23 protein-coding genes are annotated in these 20784 nt (G+C 62.7%); 13 read left to right on the plus strand and 10 right to left on the minus strand.

Annotation, left to right across the window (positions count from 1 at the left end):
• Nucleotides 1-42: 42 nt before the first annotated feature.
• On the plus strand, nt 43-1065 hold the full coding sequence (bmt, locus tag C1D09_RS14915; RefSeq protein ID WP_143975040.1) for a betaine--homocysteine S-methyltransferase: 1023 nt from the start codon (nt 43-45) through the stop codon (nt 1063-1065).
• Between the two features lie 10 nt (nt 1066-1075).
• Here bmt and C1D09_RS33150 read toward each other — a convergent pair whose 3' ends face one another.
• The 6 genes from C1D09_RS33150 to C1D09_RS14945 form a co-directional block, all read right to left on the minus strand.
• Nucleotides 1076-1345 (minus strand): hypothetical protein, encoded by a 270-nt coding sequence (locus C1D09_RS33150; RefSeq protein WP_167514620.1) that lies wholly within the window; start codon nt 1343-1345, stop codon nt 1076-1078.
• 275 nt (nt 1346-1620) lie between these two features.
• Nucleotides 1621-3756, minus strand: a complete 2136-nt coding sequence (locus C1D09_RS14925; protein ID WP_143975041.1) for a VWA domain-containing protein — start codon at nt 3754-3756, stop codon at nt 1621-1623.
• Nucleotides 3757-3758: 2 nt separating this feature from the next.
• Nucleotides 3759-4319: an RNA polymerase sigma factor gene (locus C1D09_RS14930; protein WP_143975086.1), complete on the minus strand. Its 561-nt coding sequence runs from the start codon at nt 4317-4319 to the stop codon at nt 3759-3761.
• Between the two features lie 183 nt (nt 4320-4502).
• Nucleotides 4503-5240 (minus strand): dienelactone hydrolase family protein, encoded by a 738-nt coding sequence (locus C1D09_RS14935; RefSeq protein WP_143975042.1) that lies wholly within the window; start codon nt 5238-5240, stop codon nt 4503-4505.
• Between the two features lie 105 nt (nt 5241-5345).
• Nucleotides 5346-6026 carry a hypothetical protein gene (locus tag C1D09_RS14940; RefSeq protein WP_167514621.1) on the minus strand — a complete coding sequence of 227 codons (681 nt, stop codon included), beginning with the start codon at nt 6024-6026 and terminating at the stop codon, nt 5346-5348.
• Nucleotides 6027-6123: 97 nt separating this feature from the next.
• On the minus strand, nt 6124-7698 hold the full coding sequence (locus tag C1D09_RS14945; RefSeq protein WP_010910006.1) for a trimethylamine methyltransferase family protein: 1575 nt from the start codon (nt 7696-7698) through the stop codon (nt 6124-6126).
• Between the two features lie 289 nt (nt 7699-7987).
• On the opposite strand from C1D09_RS14945, the gene C1D09_RS14950 reads away from it, so the two are divergent.
• On the plus strand, nt 7988-8686 hold the full coding sequence (locus tag C1D09_RS14950; RefSeq protein ID WP_032930649.1) for a corrinoid protein: 699 nt from the start codon (nt 7988-7990) through the stop codon (nt 8684-8686).
• A gap of 84 nt (nt 8687-8770) precedes the next feature.
• Here the strand turns inward: C1D09_RS14950 and C1D09_RS14955 are convergent, their stop codons facing one another.
• Nucleotides 8771-8908: an entericidin A/B family lipoprotein gene (locus C1D09_RS14955; protein WP_143975043.1), complete on the minus strand. Its 138-nt coding sequence runs from the start codon at nt 8906-8908 to the stop codon at nt 8771-8773.
• Nucleotides 8909-8962: 54 nt separating this feature from the next.
• Between C1D09_RS14955 and C1D09_RS14960 the strand changes: the two genes are divergently transcribed.
• Nucleotides 8963-9592, plus strand: a complete 630-nt coding sequence (locus tag C1D09_RS14960) for a DUF1638 domain-containing protein (RefSeq protein WP_143975044.1) — start codon at nt 8963-8965, stop codon at nt 9590-9592.
• A gap of 10 nt (nt 9593-9602) precedes the next feature.
• On the opposite strand, the gene C1D09_RS14965 is transcribed toward C1D09_RS14960, so the two are convergent.
• Nucleotides 9603-10523, minus strand: a complete 921-nt coding sequence (locus C1D09_RS14965) for an NAD-dependent epimerase/dehydratase family protein (protein WP_143975045.1) — start codon at nt 10521-10523, stop codon at nt 9603-9605.
• A 153-nt stretch (nt 10524-10676) separates the two neighbouring features.
• Here C1D09_RS14965 and C1D09_RS14970 point away from each other — a divergent pair, with 153 nt between their 5' ends.
• From C1D09_RS14970 to C1D09_RS14995, 6 genes are all read left to right on the plus strand, one after another.
• Entirely contained in the window at nt 10677-11252 is a 576-nt protein-coding gene (locus C1D09_RS14970) for a DUF4893 domain-containing protein (protein ID WP_143975046.1), read from the plus strand.
• A gap of 86 nt (nt 11253-11338) precedes the next feature.
• Entirely contained in the window at nt 11339-12121 is a 783-nt protein-coding gene (locus C1D09_RS14975) for a formyl transferase (protein WP_143975047.1), read from the plus strand.
• Nucleotides 12122-12323: 202 nt separating this feature from the next.
• The gene (locus C1D09_RS14980; protein ID WP_143975048.1) at nt 12324-12626 is read left to right on the plus strand and encodes a virulence factor; all 303 of its coding nucleotides are present in this window, start codon (nt 12324-12326) and stop codon (nt 12624-12626) included.
• Nucleotides 12619-13233, plus strand: a complete 615-nt coding sequence (locus tag C1D09_RS14985; protein WP_143975049.1) for a methylenetetrahydrofolate reductase C-terminal domain-containing protein — start codon at nt 12619-12621, stop codon at nt 13231-13233. Before C1D09_RS14980 ends, C1D09_RS14985 begins: the two co-directional genes overlap by 8 nt.
• Complete coding sequence (locus C1D09_RS14990) at nt 13230-14321, plus strand: methylenetetrahydrofolate reductase (RefSeq protein ID WP_143975050.1); 1092 nt, start codon at nt 13230-13232, stop codon at nt 14319-14321. The genes C1D09_RS14985 and C1D09_RS14990 overlap by 4 nt, the downstream gene beginning before the upstream one ends.
• 81 nt (nt 14322-14402) lie before the next feature.
• Nucleotides 14403-15377, plus strand: coding sequence for a methyltetrahydrofolate cobalamin methyltransferase (locus tag C1D09_RS14995; RefSeq protein WP_010910015.1), 975 nt, complete (start codon nt 14403-14405; stop codon nt 15375-15377).
• Between the two features lie 79 nt (nt 15378-15456).
• Here C1D09_RS14995 and C1D09_RS15000 read toward each other — a convergent pair whose 3' ends face one another.
• Complete coding sequence (locus C1D09_RS15000; protein ID WP_095772951.1) at nt 15457-15717, minus strand: hypothetical protein; 261 nt, start codon at nt 15715-15717, stop codon at nt 15457-15459.
• A gap of 71 nt (nt 15718-15788) precedes the next feature.
• On the opposite strand from C1D09_RS15000, the gene C1D09_RS15005 reads away from it, so the two are divergent.
• The 3 genes from C1D09_RS15005 (at nt 15789) to C1D09_RS15015 (ending at nt 19419) form a co-directional block, all read left to right on the plus strand.
• Nucleotides 15789-17858, plus strand: coding sequence for an ASKHA domain-containing protein (locus tag C1D09_RS15005; RefSeq protein ID WP_143975051.1), 2070 nt, complete (start codon nt 15789-15791; stop codon nt 17856-17858).
• A 188-nt stretch (nt 17859-18046) separates the two neighbouring features.
• Nucleotides 18047-18232, plus strand: coding sequence for a hypothetical protein (locus tag C1D09_RS15010; RefSeq protein ID WP_027046953.1), 186 nt, complete (start codon nt 18047-18049; stop codon nt 18230-18232).
• 233 nt (nt 18233-18465) lie between these two features.
• Nucleotides 18466-19419, plus strand: coding sequence for an alpha/beta hydrolase (locus C1D09_RS15015; protein WP_143975052.1), 954 nt, complete (start codon nt 18466-18468; stop codon nt 19417-19419).
• Nucleotides 19420-19441: 22 nt separating this feature from the next.
• Here the strand turns inward: C1D09_RS15015 and C1D09_RS15020 are convergent, their stop codons facing one another.
• A complete protein-coding gene (locus C1D09_RS15020; RefSeq protein ID WP_143975053.1) occupies nt 19442-20341 on the minus strand; it encodes a LysR substrate-binding domain-containing protein in 900 nt (299 codons plus the stop codon).
• Between the two features lie 229 nt (nt 20342-20570).
• Here C1D09_RS15020 and C1D09_RS15025 point away from each other — a divergent pair, with 229 nt between their 5' ends.
• Nucleotides 20571-20756: a hypothetical protein gene (locus C1D09_RS15025; RefSeq protein ID WP_032930657.1), complete on the plus strand. Its 186-nt coding sequence runs from the start codon at nt 20571-20573 to the stop codon at nt 20754-20756.
• The last annotated feature ends 28 nt before the right edge of the window (nt 20757-20784 follow it).

Consider the following 20784-nt stretch of genomic DNA (forward strand, 5'->3'; position numbering starts at 1 on the left):
CTTTATATCCTTATTTGAATTTGAAACACGAAAGCCAATCCAATGACCACCACCAATCCGATCGATGCCCTGCTCGCCGAAAAGGGCGTGCTGCTGGCCGATGGCGCCACCGGCACCAATCTGTTCGCGATGGGTCTGGAGGCCGGCGAGGCGCCGGAATTGTTGAACGAGACAGCACCCGACACCATCACCAGCCTGCATCAGAATTTCGTCGATGCCGGCGCCGACATCATCCTGACCAACTCCTTCGGCGGCACCCGCCACCGGCTCAAGCTTCACCACGCGCAGGACCGCGTGCATGCGCTGAACAAGCGTGCCGCCGAGATTGCCCGTGCCGTCGCCGACAAGGCCGGCCGCAAGGTGATCGTTGCCGGCTCCGTCGGCCCGACCGGCGAATTGCTGGTGCCGCTTGGCGCCATGACCTATGACGAGGCGGTCGACGCCTTCGCCGAGCAGATCGAGGGTCTCAAGGCAGGCGGCGCCGAAGTCGCCTGGATCGAGACCATGTCGGCGCCCGACGAGATCCGCGCCGCGGCGCAAGCCGCCATCCGCGTCGGCCTGCCCTACACCTATACCGGCTCCTTCGACACCGCCGGCCGCACCATGATGGGCCTGTTGCCGAAAGACATTCATGGTGTCGTTGATGGACTGTCGGAAGCACCGCTCGGCGTTGGCGCCAATTGCGGCGTCGGCGCCTCGGACATCCTGGCCTCGCTGCTCGACATGACCGAGGCGAAACCGCGGGCGACGGTGATCGTCAAGGGCAATTGCGGCATTCCGGAATTCCGCGGCACCGAGATCCATTACTCCGGCACGCCGGAGCTGATGGCTGATTATGTTCGCCTCGCCGTAGATGCCGGCGCCAAGATTGTCGGCGGTTGCTGCGGCACTTCGTTCCAACACCTCGCCGCCATGCGCAAGGCGCTCGATGCCCACACCAAAGCCAGCCGTCCGACGATTGAGACGATCGTCGAGCGCATCGGTCCGATGCGCAACAAGGTGGCGACGGAAAACACCGCCGAGACAAGCGAAGCCCGCCGCGAACGGCGCCGGGGCCGCGCCTGAACCTCTTTGATTATTCGCTGTTGTCGGCGTAGCTCGCCTGCGCCGACTTGAAATCGACGACATTGTCGCCGCGCATCGTCATCAGCGCGCCTGATGAAGCCGGGTCGGTTATCTGTTCCAGCATGGCGCGGAAGCGGTCGTTGGTCAGCGCCGACATGGCGGTTTTGCGCGCCTGGGCGACGTCGTCGCCGATGCGTCTGGTTTCTGAGGACGGGGCTGGTGAAACCGCCGAGGTGTCGCGTGCCGGCGATGGCGAGTTGGCGATAGTCGTGATCTGCAATTCCGGCTCCCTCAAGCCTTTAGACATGACCGATGTAGCAAGAGGGAGTTGCGATCCGGTACCGGAAATGCCGCGCAATTTAACGATCATGCGGGGTTAAGGCCGCGCCCTGGGATCTGTTGAGATTCAGGTCAGGCCGCTCTCACCTGAACATCAATAGATCCGAAAAAAGGCCGGCAAGGGAATGAACCCCTCGCCGGCCTGCCTCACCCGCCCGTAGGCCGGCTCCCGTGTCAGAACGATCCCCCGTCTGAAAGGAACCGGCCGTATTGCCACTACCGGTTACCGCCCAGCGCCGAGGCAAGGCGCACAAGCGAAAGGAACTCGGACCTGTACCCAAACGGGTCGGCTCCTCGGGCGGCGGTGGCAATCTCCATGATCTTGTCGTAGCCGAACTTCGCGGTCGCATCCTCGTCGCGCAGCTTCTGGCCGAAGGCGGCAACCGCGACGGAGAAACGCTGGTCGGTGCTGGCCTGGTCGAAGGACGTCACCTCGTTGGCCGAGGTCACCGGCGTGGTGATCAGCTTCGAGACGTCCTCGTTCGGCAGCTTGTAGCGGATCTTGACGAAGGCATATTCGTCCGCATTGGCGACGCCGCCATTGTTGACCGTGGCCTGGCCATAGCGCAGCGGGTCGATCTGCTCGCCACCGCTGCCCTTTGGCGTGATCTCGTAGATCGCGGTGACCGAATGGCCCGAGCCGATATCGCCGGCGTCGACGCGGTCATTGTTGAAGTCCTCGCGGTTGAGCGCCCGGGTCTCGTAGCCGATCAGGCGGTATTCCGAGACCTTGTTCGGATTGAACTCGACCTGGATCTTCACGTCCTTGGCGATCGGGAACAACGTCGAGGAGGCATCTTCGACCAGCACCTTCTCCGCCTCGGCCAGCGTGTCGATATAGGCGGCGGTGCCGTTGCCGTTCTGGGCGATGGTCTGCATCATCTGGTCGTTCAGATTGTCGTGGCCGAAGCCGAACACCGACAGGAAGACACCGCTCTTGCGCTCCTGTTCGATAAGGCGCTTGAGATCATCGTCGTCGCTCTGTCCAACATTGAAGTCGCCATCGGTGGCCAGCATCACCCGGTTGACGCCGTCCTTGACGAAGGATTTTTGCGCCAGCCTATAGGCTTCCTTGATGCCCGCCTCGCCGGCCGTGCTGCCACCCGGCGTCAGATTGTCGATAGCATTGAGAATCTTGTCCTTTTCGGAGGCCTTGGTCGGCTCCAGGACAGTGCCCGCTTCGCCGGCATAAGTGACGATCGAGATGGTGTCGTCGGCCTTCAGCTTGCTGACCAGCAGCCGGAATGCGGACTTGAGCAGCGGCAGCTTGTCCGGCTCGTCCATTGAGCCCGAAACGTCGATCAGGAAGACCAGATTGGCCTTCGGCTGCTCGGTCGGCTTGATGTCGAAGCCCTTGATGGCGACATGCATCAGCTTGGTGTGCCCGTTCCACGGCGTCGGCATGACGCTGACAGTCGAGTTGAACGGCGTCGACGCCGACTCCGGCCCCTTCCAGTCATAGGGGAAGTAGTTGATCATCTCCTCGATACGGACCGTGTCGGCCTGCGGCACGGAGCCTTCCTTCAGCGAACGGCGCACGAAAGAATAGGAGGCGGTGTCGACATCGATCGAGAAGGTCGAGACCGGATCTTCGAGCGCCGCATGCACCGGATTGGTCTTGAAATCCTGGACGCGGTTGCGGTTTTCCTCCTGCGGCGCGACCTGATCCGCCGGTGCCGGGGTCGGCTGCGGCGCCATCAGTTTGGACTCGGCCATGGGCGCAACCCTCGAACTCCTGGGCGCGCTGGTCGTACCATCCAGAGCGAACTCCCCGGACGGAGGTGGAGGCGCAAGTCTCATCACCACCCCTTTGCCGCCAGCGGCATTCTGCTGCGCAATCCCGGCAACGGTCGATTCGGCCTTCGGCGGCGCGGTCGGCGCGACCAGAACTTCCGTGGCGTCGCGGCTCTCGACATCCGCATCGGCCTTCTTGTCCTTTTCCTGAGGGTTGGCCACGGTGGGCTCGTTGACCGTCAGATCTCCCGGCGCCTGCTTGGCCAGCGGCTTCAGCGTCGCCGGCTTGTCCGCCAGCGTTTCGGTGATCTTTTCGTCGCCGCCGAATTTGGCAGGCTGTTCCCTTAGCAGATGGAAAGTGGCGTATCCGGCGATCGGCAGGGCGACGAGCCCGGCAAGGGCCGGCGTGGCAATGAGTTTCTTTTGCATGATCTCGCTCCAGAGCTTTTGTGCTCGCTCCGTGAGACGAAGACCGCCGACCGATCCTTGGGTGACTGCCGAAATATTTTCCTGATCATAGGCGCGCAAGGCAGCTTCGAAGGCGCGCGCCTTTGCGCTCTCGCCCGGTGCCGGCACTGCCGCGTCGCGCAGTTTGCTGAGTTCGTTATCGTCGACCATGGTCACACTTCCCCGGCCGAGCGCATCAGCGTCTTCAGCCGTTTCTTCGCTTCATGGATGTGCCAGGAAACCGTCGTCTCCGAGATCGCCATCGCCTCGGCGGCGGCCGCGTGGCTCAAGCCTTCGCCATAGACCAGCAGCACGGCGTCGCGCTGCTTGTCCGGAAGCTGCCGCACGGCGATCCACAGCGCCTCGGCCGGATCCTCACTCTCGGCCGCCGCCTCGCCCGAAATCAGGGCATGGACGCCATAGGCCTCGGTCTTCACGGTCTCGCGCGCTGTCTTGCGCATCATGTCGCGTGCCGCGTTCATCGTCACGGAATAGAGCCATGTCGTGAAGGCGCTGCCGCCGCGATAGTCGCGGATCGCCTTGCCGAGCCGGACGCAGACTTCCTGGGCGATGTCTTCGGCATCCGCCTTCTTGCCGCACCAGCGATAGGCGGCGCGATAGACGAAGTCGTAGTGGCGCTCCAGCAATATGCCGAAGGCCCCCCTGTCTCCGCCCTTCGCCCGCCCGATCAGTTCGGCGTCGGAGGCTTCGCTCTCATCCAGCATCATCGCCATCATTTGCCTGTTGGACGAAGGCTAATGGCTAATCCTTGGGATGATGGAAAGATTTTTTGGCAAACGGCCTCTTCCTTCTCCCCGCTCACGGGGAGAAGGTGCCCGGAGGGCGGATGGGGGCCAACGCTCGAAGGTTCGTGCCGGAGTGCCCGAAATTGGCGCTTGTCCCAGCAGGCAGAACCCCTATCCCAGCGTCTCCGCAAACAGCGTGATCAGCCTTTGCCAATGCCGCTCGGCGCCGGCCTGGTTGTAGACGCTGTGGTCCGCCACGCACCAGCCATGCGCCATGCCGACATAGTTCTCGATCACATGGTCGACTTCGGCATTGCGAAGCGCCTCCTCCAGCCGTGTCGACTGCTCCGGCGGGAAACTCCTGTCGACGCCCGCCATGCCGACATAGACACGCGCCTTGATGGCGGCTGCCTTGCGGTGCGGGCTGTCGGCGGCATCGCTGGCAAGATTGCCGCCATGGAAACTGGCGGCGGCCCGGATCCTGTCCGGGTAGGCCGCGGCGGCGTTGAGCGCCCGCGCGCCGCCCATGCAATAACCCACCGTGCCGATCGGACCCGTAGCGCCTTCGCCGGCGAGCGTATCGAGAAAGGCCTCGCCGTCACTGATGGTCATCTGCTGTGTCGTGCCGGTGACCAGCGCCATCAGCGCGGCCTTGGTGCTTTCCTCGGTGAAGGCGGTCTTGGCGTCGAACGGACCGTAGGGCGCGTTGCGATGGAACAGGTCCGGCACCAGCACCGTATAGCCCTCGCCCGCCAGCCGTTCGGCCATGCCGTCGAGCGCCGGACGCGGACCGAAGGCGTCCTGGTAGAGAATGACGCCGGACCTGGCAGGAGACGTCTTGGCTGAGCGGAACAGGCCCGCCTTGGCCACGCCGTCACGGGTCTTGATCCTGAGGTCCTGCTTTGCCATTGCGTGCTCCTTCTGTCGGATGCGCGATACATATCCACGCGGCCCGCCACGGCAAGGCATTCCTTGAAAGTACCCGTCAACATTTCGTGCAGGATCGCGTGACGATCACAGCCCGGCGAATGCCGCCATGTGGAAGGCCTGAATATCAGGCGGATAGCGATATTCCGTGCCATAGGGACAGGCATTGCGGTCGAGGCAGCCGCCGCTCCGGCACGGTTCGCCATTGCCGCCCCGCACATGCGCTAGGCAGGCCTGATAGGCGAAGCCTTTCGTGGAATAGGCATCGACCGGACAGGATTTCAGGCAAGGTTTCTCGACACACGCATCGCAGAGATGCGCTGGCTCGCCCGGCCCCGGAAGCGCGATCTCGTCCTCGAACAGCAAAGCGCCGCGATAGGCATGCCAAAGGCCGTATTGCGGATGCATCAGGATGCCGAGCGGCGACGGTTTTAGCCCCTCAGCTCGAACAGCCCATTGCTGGAACGGCAGATAGGGCTTGTCGGATGGAGAAACCGCGCGCGCGCCAAATGCCTCCGCTACGTCGCCGATGACCTGCCGCGACCAGCTGTCGAGCGGATTGGCGATTGTCGACGGCTGCTGCTCCCGCCAGCGCAGGAAATGCGGCCAGGGTGCCGCACCTGCCTGCCCGACCAGCAGCACGGATTTCGCCAAAGCCCCCGAGGCGATGTGGGGGGCATCCTCATCAACGGGGAAAACGAAACCGCCACGCAGGATGAGGCCGTTGACGACGAGCGCGGCCGAGATCTCTTCGATCATGCCGCGCACGGAATCATCCCTTCTTGTCCGGGTCGGAGAAGGCGCTCCGCCAGACTTCCTTGTGGATGATGTTGGCGACTTTAGCCCCGCCTGACTCGGGCTCCTTTCAAGTGAAGGCGTCGGGCATCGACCCCTTCTTCTTGGCGATGAACTCCTTCAGGGCTTCGTCGATGCTCGGATCGAGATACGGCGCCTCATAGCTTTCCAGCCAGCGGCGGGCGAGCTCATTGGCGCGTTGCGGGGCGGTCTTCTCGCCTTCGGCCAGCCACTGTTCGTAGGAATTGTTGTCGGCGATGCTGGAGCGGTAGAACGCCGTCTGGAAATTGGCCTGGGTGTGGTCGCAGCCGAGATAGTGGCTGCCGGGGCCGACCTGGCGGATGGCGTCCATCGCCTGCCCGTTCTCCGACAGGTCGACACCTTCGGAGAATTTCTGCTGCATGCCGAGCTGGTCGATGTCCATCATGAATTTTTCATAGCAGGACGCCAGCCCGCCCTCGAGCCAGCCGGCCGAGTGGAGGACGAAGTTGGTGCCGGCTAGGATCGTCGAGTTCAGCGTGTTGGCACTCTCATAGGCCGCCTGCGCATCCGGAACCTTGGACGCGCAGAGCGAACCGCCGGTGCGGAACGGCAGGCCGAGGCGACGCGCCAATTGGGCGGCGCCATAGGACACCAGAGACGGCTCCGGCGTACCGAAGGTCGGCGCTCCCGACTGCATCGAGATCGACGAGGCGAAAGTGCCGAACAGAACGGGCGCGCCCGGCCGGATGAGCTGCGTGAACGATGCCCCGGCCAGCACTTCGGCCAGAACCTGCGTCAACGTGCCGGCGACCGTCACCGGGCTCATCGCGCCGGCAAGGATGAACGGCGTGACGATGCAGGCCTGGTTGTGGCGCGAATAGACCTTCAGCGCGCCCAGCATGGTTTCGTCGAACACCATCGGCGAGTTGGCGTTGATCAGGCTGGTCAGCACCGTGTTGTTCTCGACGAAATCGTCGCCGAAGACGAGCTTGGCCATGGCGACGGTGTCCTCGGCGCGTTCCGGCGCGGTCACCGAGCCCATGAACGGCTTGTCCGAGTATTTTATGTGCGAATAGATCATGTCGAGGTGGCGCTTGTTGACCGGCACGTCGACCGGCTCGCACACCGTGCCGCCCGAATGATGGATCGACGGCGCCATATAGGCGAGCTTCACGAAATTCTGGAAATCCTCGATCGTCGCGTAGCGCCTCACCCCGTCAAGGTCGCGCACGAAGGGCGGACCATAAACTGGCGCAAAGACGGTAGCATTGCCGCCGATCTGCACCGAGCGCTCGGAATTGCGGGCATGTTGGGTATAGATGGACGGCGCGGTCTTCAGCAACGAACGGCAAAGCCCCTTCGGGAAATGCACGCGCTCGCCCTTGACGTCGGCGCCGGCCTCCTTCCACAGCTGCAACGCTTCGGCGTCGTCGCGGAAGATGATGCCGATCTCTTCGAGGACCGTATCGGTGTTCTTCTCGATTAGCGCCAGGCCTTCCTCGTCGAGCACCTCATAGATGTTGATCTTGCGCTTGATGTAGGTGAGTTGGGTGCCGGGTCCGCCGCCCGAACGCGCGGCGCGCCTTGCCGCCGCTCCGCCGCTCGCGCCTCGCCCACGCCGCGCGTTTGACGCTTCCTGGTCGACTGCCGCGTGTTCGCTCATGATCGCTCTTCCCTGAATATGGCCTGGCCTGACGATGGCTGGTCCGTAGCCGTTGTGGCCGCATTGCGCGGCTTTCGCCGGATCGTAGCCATGCACCCTATTCGAAACGGCCCGTCCGCGCCAACGCCTGTCGCAAAATCGACAAGAAAACCAATAGATTTTCCAGTCGCTTTCCTTTTGCGGGAAGTCGCAAATCAGCTATGGATACCCGCCCGTTGCGGGTTAGGTATGAACGCTAATATTTTGTGCCTTGCGACGCAGTCGCGATGCCGTGAGGAGCTGGATAAAAATGTCCGACGACGAAATCATCCTGTCTGAACTTTCCGACGACGAGTTGGTGCAGCAGATGCACGACGACCTTTATGACGGGTTGAAGGAAGAGATCGAGGAAGGCACGCGCATCCTGCTGGAGCGCGGCTGGGCGCCCTACAAGGTGCTCACCGAGGCACTCGTCGAAGGCATGCGCATCGTCGGCGAGGATTTTCGCGACGGCATCCTGTTCGTGCCCGAAGTGCTGCTGTCCGCCAATGCCATGAAGGCCGGCATGTTCATCCTGCGCCCGCTGCTCGCCGCCACCGGCGCGCCGAAGCAGGGCAAGATGGTGATCGGCACCGTCAAGGGCGACATCCACGATATCGGCAAGAACCTCGTCGGCATGATGATGGAAGGCGCGGGCTTCGACGTCATCGACCTCGGCATCAACAATGCAGTCGAGAAATATCTCGATGCGATCGAGCAGCATCAGCCCGACATCATTGGCATGTCGGCGCTTTTGACCACCACCATGCCCTACATGAAGGTCGTCATCGACACGATGAAGGAAAAGGGCATTCGCGACGACTATGTCGTGCTGGTCGGCGGCGCGCCGCTCAACGAGGAATTCGGCAAGGCCGTCGGCGCCGACGCCTATTGCCGCGATGCCGCGGTGGCCGTCGAGACCGCCAAGGACTTCATGAAGCGCAAGCACAATGTCCGCGCTTCGGCCTGACCCAAGGCATCAGGATGACCGACAAGAAAAGCCGCGCCTTGCAGCGCGGCTTTTTTGTTCYCGGATGATGGCAGAGGCTGCCGATCAGTTGGCGACAGTCTCCTTGACCGCCCTTGCCGTCGATTTGACATCCTTGCCGACACCCCGAACGGTGTTGGCGCAGGCGGTGAGTGCAAGTGCGCAGGCGAGAATGGCTATCGGCGCGATGCGTAGAAGTTTCATGGACGGTGTTTCCCTCGACAGATAAATTAGCCCCGCAGCGAAAGCCTGATCGACTTGGTCAAGACGCAAAAAACGAAACCGAATCAAACAGACAGGTTGCTTGTCATCGCCTGTGGGATGATTGCGCGTGAGGTATTGGCCGTCAAGGAACAGCTCGGGCTGGATCACCTGCAACTGACCTGCCTGCCGGCGGAGTTTCATTTTTATCCCGACCGCATCGCACCCGCCATGGACAAGGCGATCGAGAAGGCCAAGACGGAGGGGTACGAGCACATCTTCGTCGGCTATGCCGATTGCGGCACCGGTGGCCTGCTTGACCGCGTCATCGAGAAGCATGGCGTCGAGCGCATGGCCGGCCCGCACTGCTTCGCCTTCTATCAAGGCATGGAAGCCTACGCGAAGATCGCCGACGACGACATGATGTCCTTCTATATGACGGACTTCCTGTGCCGTCAGTTCGATGCCTTCTTCATGAAGCCGCTCGGCCTCGACAAGCACCCGGAGCTGATCAAGGACTATTTCGGCAATTACGAAAAGCTGGTCTATCTGGCCCAGACCGATGATCCCGAACTCGACAAGGTCGCGGAAAAGGCCGCCGCCCTGCTCGGCCTTGCCTATGAGCGGCGCGCGACCGGCTATGGCGACCTGACGACGGAGATGGCGCAGGCGGCGAAGATCGCCTGAGCGCAATGCGCTAGGCGCCCTCCTCCGCCCTTAGCGCCGCCAGCACATCGGCAAAGCTCGTCTTACAGACAAAGCCGAGCCTCTCCCGCAACCGCGAGGCGTCATAGACGCGGTCGATGGAGGAAAACATCGTCCAGCCCTTTTGCGCGTACAGCGCCGGAAAGTGCGGGAAATAGCGCGCGACCACCGACGGCGCATCGGCGATCAGTTCGGCGCAATCATCAGGCCGGAACGGCGTCGGCGCACAGGCGATAAAAATGTCGAAGCCAAGTTGCGGCGCCTTCTCCAGCGCGGCGACATGAGCTTCCGCCGCATCCTCCACCGTCAGCCGCCGGAACAGCAATTCATTTGCCTTGGTGTTGGCGTCGGACTGTTCGATCGCGTGCGCCATGTCGTCGGATTCGGGGAAAAAGCGGGCCGTGCGCAGCACGACTGCCGGCAGGCCATGCTGCAGATGATAGAGACGGCAGAGATGTTCGGCTGAAAGCTTGGTCACGCCATAGATGTTGCGCGGCTCGGGCGACATAGCCTCGGTCAGCCAGGCGGCCTTTCGCGCACCGCCCTTGAAGCCGTCGCGTATCGTCTGCGAGATCATCAGCGAGGTGGTCGAGGTGAAGACGAAGCGCTGCACCCCGCTCGCCACCGCGGCGTCGAGAAGGTTCAGCGTCCCTTGCACGTTGGTGGCGACGAAATCGGTATTGGCGCGGCTCTCTATATTGGGCTTGTGCAGCGCTCCGCTGTGAATGATGGCTTCGATTCGGTTGTCCGCGACCGCCCGCATGACCAGATCGCGATCGGCGATTGAGCCGATCATCCGCGTTTCCACCGAAGGAACAGGATCGAGACCCGTCACCTCGTGACCAAGCGCGCGCAAGCGCGGCGCCAGCGCGCTGCCCAGCCAACCCGACGATCCCGTCAGCAAGATTCGCATACGTCACACCATGATTTCTGACGGCAACGCTGTTAAGCACGGATGACAGGCGCGAGCGACCCGATAAAACCAGCCATCGACCGGCAACGGCGCCCCTCCAGACACCAACTGCCATTTTTTCGACCGCCATTTTAGAGACTCAGGGAGTTCCAGATGATCCTTCGTTACCTTTTCGCCGCCATCGGCCTGCTCTGCTGGACCCTGCCCGCTCTTGCCGACGGCCAGGTGCAGAAGCTGATCACACCTGCCGACAAGGTCCGCCTCGACAAATATGGCGAAACGCGCAAGGCGGCGCTCGCCGAGGCGAAAGCGGGCAACCCGGCCGACGTCAAACAACTCGATGCCATGCTCGCCAAGCCGCTGGTGTCGTTCTCCGACAAGGACCTGACCGGCAACTGGAAGTGCCGCACCATCAAGGCAGGCGGTCTGAGCCCGCTCGTCATCTATGGCTGGTTCAAGTGCAAAGTGACCGACGATGGTTCCGGTTGGCGGCTTGCAAAGGTCAGCGGCTCGCAACGGACCCAGGGTCGCTTCTTCGACGATGGCGAGAAGCGCGCCATCTATCTCGGCTCCGGTTCCGTCAACAACGATCGGGCAAAACCTTACGGCAGCGGTCCGCAGACCGACCAGGTCGGCTATGCATTCCGCACCGGTGCCAGCGAATGGCGCATCGAACTTCCCGCGCCCTACTACGAATCGAAGCTCGACATCATCGAGTTCAAGCGCTGAACGTGGTCATCAAGATTTAACCCCATTCCGGCACAAATCCGCCCAGCATGCGGCAGCCGGCCGCGTGCAAGGCAGGAAAGCGGGCCATGTCTTCACCGGTTCGAACCAGCGCGTCGATCGTCGTCGTGACCGGCGGCGGCCAGCATGTCTGGGCCATGATCAACGCCATCGCCGATCGCGTTGGTCCTGTCAGCGTCATCCTCGAAACTCCTGAATCCAAAAAGCAATTGCTGCGTGCTCGGGCTCGCCGCCAGGGCTGGGTCTCGGCCATGGGCCAGCTTGGCACCATGGTGCTGAGCAGGTTGGGCAAGCGGCTGCGGGCCGGCCATAGCGCGCGATTGATTGCCGAGGAGAGACTGGAGGTTGAGCCGCGCCCAGGCCAGGAGATCATCCGGGTGCCCTCGGCCAATGGACCTGAGTGCCTGCAGGCGATCCAGAAGATCCAGCCAGGCGTCGTGCTGCTCAACGGTTGCCGACTGATTTCGGCCGAGATGCTGCGCGAAATGCCCTGCCCGGTGCTCAACTACCATGCGGGCATCACGCCGAAATATCGCGGCATGAATGGCGGCTATTGGGCCCTGGTATCAGGCGATGCGCAGAATTTCGGCACGACCATCCACCTCGTCGACGCTGGCGTCGACACCGGCGGCGTGCTGAAGCAGGCACGCGGCAGACCGCAAAAAGGCGACACCATCTCAAGCCACGCGCTGCGCCAAGCGGCGTTCTCGCGCGATATCTGCATCGAGGCGGTCGGCGATGCCCTGGCCGGAAAACTAACGACTTTCGATCCCGGCCTGCCTTCGAAACAGTGGTATCATCCGACGATCTGGTTCTACCTCTGGACCGGCCTCAGAACCGGAATTTGGTAGGGTCTCGTCAGCCAGGAGCCGCACAGGGCCAGACGGCCTTTCGGCATGCCGAGCCTGCCGCCGGTGCGCCCCGCGAACGAATAAACACGCCTTTCATTTTACGACATTGAAATGCGTCGCTTTTGAATGCGCGCGCGTCGTCCCATAACAAGCGGGTCCATTGCGCATCCGGCAATGCTCTGGGATCGAGGAGCGAGAATTCATGGCCGATCTTATCGTCGTCTACTGGCGCGACATCCCTGCCCAGGTCATCGTCAAGAAGGGTCGGCAGAATGCCAAGCGCGAGCTGCCGCTGCGCTTCACCGAAGCCATCGACATGTGCGCCATGCGCACCGGCGCCGGCGGCACAGACGACTATCTGGCCGAATGGCGCAAGGCCGATCCGGTTCCTGTCGGCGACGATCTCGAAGCCGAGGTCGAAAAGGCTTTCCAAGACCTCGATGCGAAATATGACCGTGAAAGATTGGTCGCTCTGGTCAAGGCGGGCGGCAAAGAACATGTCTGAGACCACTCCTGTCAAGAACGATGGGCCGACGGTGACCCAGGCCACCCTGGTCAAGAAGGCGGCGCCGAAATCCGACTACAAGCCGGCCGACGTGTCGCCGCAGCGGCGCGTGCAGCGCTCCTTCGCGGTGAGACTATGGTCGATCCGGCATTCGCGCCTGCTCGAATGGTTCTATTCCCGTTTCGCCGACATGTTTCTGCTCCTCCATCCTCTGTGGAAAGGCATCGGCTACGGCCGCGTCGAGGCCCCGATCAAATTCGTCGAGAAGCGCGTCAAGGGTTTCATGTTCGACTGCCGCATGTGCGGCCAGTGCATCCTGTCGTCGACCGGCATGTCCTGCCCGATGAACTGCCCCAAGCAGTTGCGCAACGGCCCCTGCGGCGGCGTGCGTGCCAATGGCAATTGCGAGGTCGAGCCCGATATGCCTTGCGTCTGGGTCAAGGCGTGGGAAGGCTCGCAGAACATGGTCAACTCCGACAAGATCCTGGCTGTGCAAAAGCCGGTCGACCAGTCGCTGCGCGAAACCTCCGCCTGGCTGCGGGTCACCGCGCAGGCGGCGGCCACCCGTGAAGCAGCCGCCGCGCCAAAGACCGGAGCCGGCGCATGACCGCCCGTCAGCGTGACGAGAACCCGGCGGGCATTCACCTGCCGCTCGATCCCCTGCCCGGCCACTCCTCCCGCGGCCGGCTGGAGCGTGTGCTGCGGCGCGGTGAATTCGCCGTGACGACCGAGCTCAATCCTCCCGACAGCGCCGATCCCGAGGACGTCTACAACCGGGCCAAGATCTTCGACGGTTGGGTCGACGCCATCAACGCCGTCGATGCTTCCGGCGCCAACTGCCACATGTCCTCGGTCGGCATCTGCGCGCTGCTGACCCGCATGGGCTATGCTCCGATCATGCAAATCGCCTGCCGTGACAAGAACCGCATCGCCATCCAGGGCGACGTGCTGGGCGGTGCTGCCATGGGTGTCGCCAACATGCTGTGCCTGACCGGCGACGGCGTGCAGGCCGGCGACCAGCCCGGCGCCAAGCCGGTGTTCGACCTCGATTCCATGTCGCTGCTCGAAACCGTCCGCATCATGCGCGACAACGGCAAGTTCCTGTCCGGCCGCAAGCTGACGACGCCCCCGCAGGTCTTCCTCGGCGCCGCCGTCAACCCGTTCGCGCCGCCCTTCGACTTCCGCCCGATCCATCTCGGCAAGAAGATCGCCGCCGGCGCGCAGTTCGTGCAGACGCAATATTGCTTCGACGTGCCGATGTTCAGGACCTTCATGCAGAAGGCGCGCGATCTCGGCCACACCGAAAAAGTGTTCGTGCTGTGCGGCGTCGGCCCGCTCGCTTCGGCCAAGACCGCCAAGTGGATCCGCTCCAACGTGCCGGGCATCCACATCCCGGATGCCGTCATCAAGCGGCTGGAAGGCGCGCAGGACCAGAAGAAGGAAGGCAAGCAGCTCTGCATCGACATCATCAACGAGGTGAAGGAAATCCCTGGGATCTCGGGCGTCCATGTGATGGCCTACCGCCAGGAGGAGTATGTCGCCGAGATCGTCGATGAATCGGGCGTGCTCAAGGGCCGCCAACCCTGGAAGCGGGAAATCCGTCGCGACGACCAGATGGTTGCCGACCGGCTCGACCACATCCTGCACGACGAGATTACCGAAACCCAGGTGGATATGGTCAAGACCGCGCATTGATCCGCGCGGAAGACCACCATTCGCTTGATCGACAAGAGATAACGATATAAAGAACTCTTTATATCACGACGGAGAGATTTCATGACCCGGACCATCGTTGCCTCGGCGACACGAGAAATCATCATCGGCTTCGACCAGCCTTTCTGCGTGATTGGCGAGCGCATCAACCCGACCGGCCGCAAAAAGCTCGCCGCCGAGATGGTCGCCGGCAATTTCGAGACCGTCATCAAGGACGCGCTGGAACAGGCCGCGTGTGGCGCCACCATGCTCGACGTCAATGCCGGCGTCACCGCCGTCGACCCCAACGCGACCGAACCGGCGCTGCTGGTGCAGACGCTCGAGATCGTCCAGGGTCTCGTCGACCTGCCGCTGTCGATCGATAGCTCGGTCACCGCCGCGATCGAGGCGGCGCTCAAGGTTGCCAAGGGCCGTCCGCTGGTCAATTCCGTCACCGGCGAGGAAGAGAAGCTCGAAGCCATCCTGCCACTGATCAAGAAATACAACGTCCCGGTCGTCGCCATCTCCAATGACGAGACCGGCATTTCGATGGACCCGGATGTGCGCTTCGCCGTCGCCAAGAAGATCGTCCAGCGCTGCGCCGATTTCGGCATTCCCGCGCACGATGTCGTCGTCGATCCGCTGGTCATGCCGATCGGTGCGCTGGGCGATGCCGGCCGCCAGGTGTTCGCGCTGCTGCGCCGCTTGCGCGAAGAGCTCAAGGTCAACACCACCTGCGGCCTGTCCAACATCTCCTTCGGCCTGCCGCATCGCCATGGCATCAACGCCGCCTTCATCCCGATGGTGATCGGCGCCGGCATGACCAGCGCCATCATGAACCCGGTGCGTCCGCAGGAAATGGAAGCCGTGCGCGGCGCCAATGTGCTCAACGGCACCGACGAGAACTGCACCAACTGGATCAGGACCTACAAGGACTACAAGCCGGCCGAAGGCGGCCATGCCGTCGCGGCGCCGACCCAGGTCAATGCGCCAGGTGATGGCGCTGCAAACGGTGGCCGCCGCCGCGGCGGTCGTGAAGCCCGCATGGGTCGGGGGTAAGCGCGCAATCGTGAACGGGACTGCAAACCACGCTGGACCGATCGCATCATCGATGCGGTCGGACGCGTCTGCGTTGCGGTCAGGCGACGCCCAATATGGCGTCGAACAACGCCATTCCGGCCCACGAGCCGAATATGCCTGTCACGCCGCCTATGACGAAGTCATCGTCATAGGCGGGCCACAGTCCGTGCAGCAGCAGCACCGCGACGATCGCTCCGAGAATTCCGGTGGCCAGATATTGCGGATTGCGCAGCCACGGCCCTTTCAGCACCCGCACCATGGTAAAGGCGGTAAATATGCTGGACAGCAGGAGATCGGACATGATTGGCCTCTGGACCATCAGACACTCCGCCCAATAATGAAACGATCCGTTAAACGGTATCGACAATCCCTTCCGAGACACGTGTACGCATGAACTCGCCTGCCAACATTACCGATCCACTAGTGCTGTTCATGCCGTCGGGCAAGCGCGGGCGGTTTCCTGTCGGCACGCCGGTGCTCGATGCCGCGCGCCAGCTCGGCGTTTATGTCGAGAGCGTATGCGGCGGCCGCGCCACGTGCGGGCGCTGCCAGATCGAGGTCCAGGAAGGCAATTTCGCCAAGCACAAGATCGTCTCCTCCAACGACCACATCTCATCCAAGGGCCCCAAGGAAGAGCGCTACGAGCGCGTGCGCGGCCTGCCTGAGCGGCGTCGCCTCTCCTGCTCGGCTCAGATCCTCGGCGACCTCGTCATCGACGTGCCGCAGGACACGGTCATCAACGCGCAGACCATCCGCAAGGATGCCGACACCAGGGTGATCGCTCGCGATACGGCGATCCGCATGTGCTACGTCGAGATCGAAGAACCCGACATGCACAAGCCCCTCGGCGACCTCGACCGGCTGAAGATCGCCCTGATGAAGGATTGGGGCTTCAAAAACCTCGAATTCGATTTCTACCTGCTGCCTCAGGTACAAGGCATATTGCGCAAGGGCAACTGGACCGCGACCGCCGCCATCCACAAGGATGCCGACAGTGACATCGCGCGCGTCATTGCCTTGTGGCCCGGCCTCAAGAACGAGGCCTACGGGCTGGCCTGCGACATCGGCTCGACCACCATCGCGATGCATCTTGTGTCGCTGCTGTCGGGCCGCGTCGCCGCTTCGTCCGGCACCTCGAACCCGCAGATCCGCTTCGGCGAGGATCTGATGAGCCGCGTCTCCTATGTGATGATGAACCCGGACGGACGCGAAGGCATGACGGTGGCCGTGCGCGAAGCGATCTCCAGCCTTGTCGACAAGGTCTGCGCGGAGGGCAACGTCCAGCGCAACGACATTCTGGATTCCGTCTTTGTCGGCAATCCGATCATGCACCATCTGTTCCTCGGCATCGATCCGACCGAACTCGGCGGCGCCCCTTTCGCGCTCGCCGTCTCGGGCGCGGTGCGCATCAAGGCCTCCGACATCGGCCTCAAGCTCAACCAAGGTGCACGCCTCTATATGCTGCCCTGCATCGCCGGCCATGTCGGCGCCGATGCGGCGGCGGTGACGCTGTCGGAAGGCCCGCATCGCCAGGACGAGATGATGCTGATCGTCGACGTCGGCACCAATGCCGAGATCGTGCTCGGCAACCGTGCGCGGGTCGTGGCGGCCTCCTCTCCGACCGGTCCGGCTTTCGAGGGCGCCGAAATCTCCGGCGGCCAGCGTGCCGCGCCCGGCGCCATCGAGCGCGTGCGCATCGATCCCGACACGCTGGAGCCCAAATACCGCGTCATCGGCTCGGAACTGTGGTCCGACGAACCGGGCTTCCTGGAAAGCGTGCAGGCGACCGGCGTCACCGGCATCTGCGGCTCCGGCATCATCGAGGTGGTGGCGGAAATGTATCTTGCCGGCATCATTTCCGAGGACGGCGTCGTCGACGGATCGCTGAGTGCGCGCTCGTCGCGGGTCACCGCCAATGGCCGCACCTTCTCCTATGTGCTGAAGGAAGGCGAGCCGAAGATCACCATCACCCAGACCGACGTACGCGCCATCCAGCTCGCCAAGGCGGCACTCTATGCCGGCACCAAGCTTTTGATGGAAAAGCAGAACACCGACCATGTCGACCGCATCCATTTCGCCGGCGCCTTCGGCTCCTTCATCGATCCGAAATACGCCATGGTGCTGGGCCTGATCCCGGATTGCGACCTCGACAAGGTTTCAGCCGTCGGCAACGCCGCGGGTGCCGGTGCGCGCATGGCGCTCTTGAACCGTGGCTATCGCCGCGAGATCGAGGAGACGGTGAGCCAGATCGAGAAGATCGAGACCGCTCTGGAACCGAAATTCCAGGAGCATTTCGTCTACGCCATGGCGCTACCCAACAAGGTCGACCCGTTCCCGAAACTGTCGGCGGCGGTGAAGCTGCCGCCGCGCAAGACGGTGAGCGAGGACGGCATCGCCGGCGACGCCACGCCGCGGCGACGCTCGCGTGAAGGCCACGCGGCAAGGCGTGGCCGCGAATAGACTCGACCTTCACAGGCCGTCTCGAACCTCAAACTCATTTGCATGCAAATGTTTCCGGATCGACCGATCCGGAAACCGAAACACTGTTTTCGCGAAATCCATCCGATACACGGCAGGCGCATTTACCCCGCATCGAACGGCGGCCGGAGATAATCCTCGGTCGTCGCCGTTCTTCAAGGGAGATGAAAATGTCGATGTTCGAAAATCTCGGCCGCTTCGGTGTGACCATCAGGCAGAACCATGCCAGGAACAAGGCGATCCGCGCGCTGAACAGCCTGCCGGCGCATGTCCAGAAGGACATTGGCTGGCCGGCATCGCCGCCCAGCGACCCGCAGGCCGCGCTCACGTCGCTGCTTCTGGGCACGGCGCGCTGATGACCTTTGCCGACAAATGCAACTTGCTCGGCAGGCGCCGGGGATCTCGAAAATCCCCGTCTGCCACCAGCAACCGGCTGCGCGCCGCCCTTTTGCCGCGCCGCAGACGCCGTGGCGCCGATCACACCGCCGTGTGGACAGGGCGCAAAACTTGACATTTCGGGCGAGCGTACGATCTTCGCAGATGGTGGAGGTTTCTCTTAGTCGGCTGCAGCCGAAGTTCGTGTATCCGCATGCCAAGTTTCAAAAGCCACGTCGTGTCCTTCGTGCTCAGGTACAGCCGCAAGAAGGCGTTTGCCAGCCCGGAAAACCTGAAGCGCTGGATAGCGGCCGCGCGCAAGACCGAGGATCACCATCCGCCGGCCTCGCTGCGTCAGCGTTTAGACATCCAGACACGGACCGTCGGCGGCTTTCCGGTCTACGAAATCGGCCCAAGATCTGGCGTGCAGAAGCGGATTCTTTACCTGCATGGCGGCGCCTATGTGTTTGAAATCACGCCCTATCACTGGCACCTGATTGCCGACATGGCCGACCGGCTCGGCCATGGCATCACGGTGCCGATCTATCCGATCGCTCCGGAGCACGATTTCCACGCCATGTTCGGCATGGTCGGCGATGTCTATCGCCAGATGCTCGACGAGACCGAGGCGGAAGACATCATCTTCATGGGCGATTCAGCCGGCGGCAACATGGCGGTGGTGCTGACCATGATGGCCGCCGAAGAAAGCTTGCCCCTGCCCTCGCGCCACGTGCTCATCTCGCCCGGCCTCGACATGTCGCTCTCCAATCCCGATCTGTTCGAGGCAGAGCGCAACGATCCCTGGCTCGGTATTCCCGGCGGCCTCGAAGCAATCCGCATGTACAGCGCCGGCATCGACCGCAGCGACTGGCACATCAGCCCGATCTATGGCGACCTGTCGGTGCTGCCGAAAACGCTGCTTTTGACCGGCTCGCGCGATCTCTTGACGCCCGACAATCTGATCTTCGCGCAAAAGGCGCGGGAAGCGGGTGTCGAGGTTGATGTTGTCCACGAGGAAGGCATGTTCCATGCATGGCCGTTGATCGATATGCCGGAATCGCGACGCGCGCGACAGCACATCGTCACGTTCCTCGGTGAAAGCCGCTCACCGGTCAGGCAAGACAGGAAAACGCTGTTTCGAGCGCCCTCCGCCGAGGCGGCGGAGTAGCGCCTTTCGATCCGGCGGCAGATCAGAACTTGCCGGTTTCCCGGAAGACTTCGAAGGTCGCGCGGATGTGGTCGGCGACGGCCTTTACCGGCGCGCTGGCGTCGGGCGCCACCACCATGGCCAGATTGTAGGTGCCGATATCTGGCATGCCGTCCTTCGGGCAGAGCTCGACCATGTCGTTGCCGAGGAATGATCTCGGCAGGGGCGCGACCGCGAGATCGGCCATGATCGCGGCGCGCTGACCGGCCGTATGCGCGCTCATATAGGCGACGCGGTAGCTGCGGCCCTCGCGCCCCAGCGCTTCCAGCGCGCCGGCACGCCAGGCGCAGCCCTCTTCCCAAAGCGAAACCGGCAAGGGCTCGCGCAGATGCGCGCAGCCGCCCTTGGCGCCGGCCCACACGATCGGCTCGGTCAAAAGCACTTCGGCGCCGAGCGCGCTGGTCTTGTAGGAGTTGGTCAGAAGCGTGATGTCGAGCGCGCGGTCGTCCATCCGCCGGCGCAGATTGCTGCTCTGGTCGATGGTGACATCGACAGCGATCGAGGGATGCGACTGCGCGAAACGCTTCAGCACATGCGGCAGCACGCGCTCGCCGTAATCATCCGGTGAACCGAGCCGCACCACCCCGACAATCTCGGGAATGATGAACTTCGACACCACCTCGCGGTTGATCGACAGCAGCCGGCGGGCATAGCCGAGCAGCATCTCGCCATCCGTGGTCAACGACACGGAACGCGCATCGCGCGCGAACACCGAACGGCCAAGAATGTCCTCCAGCTTCTTGATCTGCATGGACACGGCGGACGGTGTACGGAAGACGGCATTGGCGGCGGTGGTAAAGCTGCCGGTCTCGGCAATCGCCACGAAAGTGCGCAAAACGTCGAGATCGAGTAGCGGCAGCGGATGATTGAGCGGGGCGTTCATGCAAAGCGACCTTCAATTTTTCTGATACAAAACATCATTCCATTTCGTTTGATTGAACACCGGATAAGGAGGATAGTCAACTCCATCGATTGAGGTTGCTGCCACAAGCAGCCATGAAACCACCATGTCACAGGCCTGCAATCGACATGAAACCGGGTTGAAACACGCTGCGTGTAAGCCCCACGCCAAAGGCCGGAATGTCTCCGGCCGGCACCCAAAGGAGAATGAAATGTCTATCCTGTCGTCCCTCGGTCGCATCGCGACTGAATTCAGCGCGGCACGCGCCCGCTATCAGACCGAACGCGCCATCCGCTCCCTGCCGATCGAACTGCAGAAGGACATCGGCTGGCCTGAGGCTTCCGACACCAAGACCGGCACTCGCAACGGCGTTGGATCCTGGGCTGGAGCAAAGTAGATCGTGTGTATCAAATGCTGAAGGCCTG

It is taken from the genome of Mesorhizobium intechi (assembly GCF_002879535.1).
Taxonomy (GTDB): Bacteria; Pseudomonadota; Alphaproteobacteria; order Rhizobiales; family Rhizobiaceae; genus Mesorhizobium; species Mesorhizobium intechi.

What these genes read in the sequence shown, in the direction of transcription:
- bmt (WP_143975040.1), top strand. Translation starts at nt 43, where the DNA reads ATGACCACCACCAATCCGATCGATGCCCTGCTCGCCGAAAAGGGCGTG.
- C1D09_RS14925 (WP_143975041.1), bottom strand. Translation starts at nt 3,756, where the DNA reads ATGGTCGACGATAACGAACTCAGCAAACTGCGCGACGCGGCAGTGCCG.
- C1D09_RS14930 (WP_143975086.1), bottom strand. Translation starts at nt 4,319, where the DNA reads ATGGCGATGATGCTGGATGAGAGCGAAGCCTCCGACGCCGAACTGATC.
- C1D09_RS14935 (WP_143975042.1), bottom strand. Translation starts at nt 5,240, where the DNA reads ATGGCAAAGCAGGACCTCAGGATCAAGACCCGTGACGGCGTGGCCAAG.
- C1D09_RS14945 (WP_010910006.1), bottom strand. Translation starts at nt 7,698, where the DNA reads ATGAGCGAACACGCGGCAGTCGACCAGGAAGCGTCAAACGCGCGGCGT.
- C1D09_RS14950 (WP_032930649.1), top strand. Translation starts at nt 7,988, where the DNA reads ATGTCCGACGACGAAATCATCCTGTCTGAACTTTCCGACGACGAGTTG.
- C1D09_RS14955 (WP_143975043.1), bottom strand. Translation starts at nt 8,908, where the DNA reads ATGAAACTTCTACGCATCGCGCCGATAGCCATTCTCGCCTGCGCACTT.
- C1D09_RS14965 (WP_143975045.1), bottom strand. Translation starts at nt 10,523, where the DNA reads ATGCGAATCTTGCTGACGGGATCGTCGGGTTGGCTGGGCAGCGCGCTG.
- C1D09_RS14970 (WP_143975046.1), top strand. Translation starts at nt 10,677, where the DNA reads ATGATCCTTCGTTACCTTTTCGCCGCCATCGGCCTGCTCTGCTGGACC.
- C1D09_RS14975 (WP_143975047.1), top strand. Translation starts at nt 11,339, where the DNA reads ATGTCTTCACCGGTTCGAACCAGCGCGTCGATCGTCGTCGTGACCGGC.
- C1D09_RS14980 (WP_143975048.1), top strand. Translation starts at nt 12,324, where the DNA reads ATGGCCGATCTTATCGTCGTCTACTGGCGCGACATCCCTGCCCAGGTC.
- C1D09_RS14985 (WP_143975049.1), top strand. Translation starts at nt 12,619, where the DNA reads ATGTCTGAGACCACTCCTGTCAAGAACGATGGGCCGACGGTGACCCAG.
- C1D09_RS14990 (WP_143975050.1), top strand. Translation starts at nt 13,230, where the DNA reads ATGACCGCCCGTCAGCGTGACGAGAACCCGGCGGGCATTCACCTGCCG.
- C1D09_RS14995 (WP_010910015.1), top strand. Translation starts at nt 14,403, where the DNA reads ATGACCCGGACCATCGTTGCCTCGGCGACACGAGAAATCATCATCGGC.
- C1D09_RS15000 (WP_095772951.1), bottom strand. Translation starts at nt 15,717, where the DNA reads ATGGTCCAGAGGCCAATCATGTCCGATCTCCTGCTGTCCAGCATATTT.
- C1D09_RS15005 (WP_143975051.1), top strand. Translation starts at nt 15,789, where the DNA reads ATGAACTCGCCTGCCAACATTACCGATCCACTAGTGCTGTTCATGCCG.
- C1D09_RS15010 (WP_027046953.1), top strand. Translation starts at nt 18,047, where the DNA reads ATGTCGATGTTCGAAAATCTCGGCCGCTTCGGTGTGACCATCAGGCAG.
- C1D09_RS15015 (WP_143975052.1), top strand. Translation starts at nt 18,466, where the DNA reads ATGCCAAGTTTCAAAAGCCACGTCGTGTCCTTCGTGCTCAGGTACAGC.
- C1D09_RS15020 (WP_143975053.1), bottom strand. Translation starts at nt 20,341, where the DNA reads ATGAACGCCCCGCTCAATCATCCGCTGCCGCTACTCGATCTCGACGTT.
- C1D09_RS15025 (WP_032930657.1), top strand. Translation starts at nt 20,571, where the DNA reads ATGTCTATCCTGTCGTCCCTCGGTCGCATCGCGACTGAATTCAGCGCG.